Origin of the sequence: Gemmobacter denitrificans (assembly GCF_036964905.1) — a bacterium.
Lineage (GTDB): Bacteria > Pseudomonadota > Alphaproteobacteria > Rhodobacterales > Rhodobacteraceae > Gemmobacter > Gemmobacter denitrificans.
The window spans coordinates 1-1,103 of sequence record NZ_JBALHR010000051.1; the positions used below are offsets into that span (position 1 = coordinate 1).

Consider the following 1,103-nt stretch of genomic DNA (forward strand, 5'->3'; position numbering starts at 1 on the left):
GAGGAGGGTGTGTTTCTGGATGCGACCTCGCGGGCCGAACGTGGGTTGCTGACCTATGGTCCTTCACGGGCAGAGATCGAGCGGGCGCGGATTGCGGGTCGGGCGCCAGAAGAGCGGCCGCGCGAGGGCAGGGCGCTTGAAGATGCTCTGGCCACGATGGGGCGCACGGCCGACACCATGCGCAGCCTCAGTCATGTGGCAGCGCTGACGGGTTTGCCGGAGATTGGTGAGAAGATCGCAGAGGCCGAGCAAGCCCTGCGGCGGGGTGGGGTGTTGCAGCCGTTTCCGGGCGATGTTGCGACGGCGGAGCGCGCCGATCTGGACAGGCATTTTACCGGATGGATGGCAGAGGCGGAGGGCAAGCTCAGGAAGATGCCTGTCGCCGGGCGCAAGGAAATGCGGGACGAGCTGTATGGCTATGCCGTCGATATCGCGCGCGGGCTTGGCGATGCCCGTGGCGCGCAGCTGCTGCAGATGATGCCGCAATCAGCGATATATGGCATGGCGCTGGAGGGTGATGTCCTGACGCGGGGCAAAGTGGATCTGCCCCTGCGACCGGGGGCGGCAGAGCGGCTGCGAGCAGAGATCGTGGCCGGTGCGAGGGCGATTGGTCTGAGCGGGGAAGGTATTGCCCGCCGTCTGGAAACGGGCGCGGCGAATGCCTGGGAGGAGCGGGACTGGGTCTGCCGCGACCTTATGGTCATCGCGGGTCGGCGGCGGCTGGATCTGCGCGACCCTGATCAGGGGCAGCGCGTGGCCGGGGCAGTGCAAGAGTTCTATGACCGCGCGGCACGGGCCACTGAGCTCACCGCTGTCCATGAAACCGTGCCCGATAACGCGCGACTTGTGCGCACGCTGCGGTCGATGGGGCAGATCATGCAGACCGAGGGCAGGGTTACGTTCCGGGGCGAGGCAGATGCCGCGCGCTTCACGGCGGAACTGCATCGGCAATATGGCGCTGGAATTGTCACGGCGCTCGCGGCAGGACGCACGGATGCTCTGGCCAGCGATGTTGAGGACTCGACCGAACGGCAGTGGATTGCCCGCGCGCTCCTGTCTGCCGCCCGGTCGCATGTCGCCTTCGGGCTGACGCTTAAAGAGAT

At 66.6% G+C, this 1,103-nt stretch carries 1 protein-coding gene; it reads left to right on the forward strand.

Translation table 11 applies throughout. From position 1 onward, the window contains the following. On the forward strand, positions 1-1,103 hold a 1,103-nt coding region (locus V6590_RS20775), incomplete at both ends, for a hypothetical protein (RefSeq protein ID WP_335425622.1).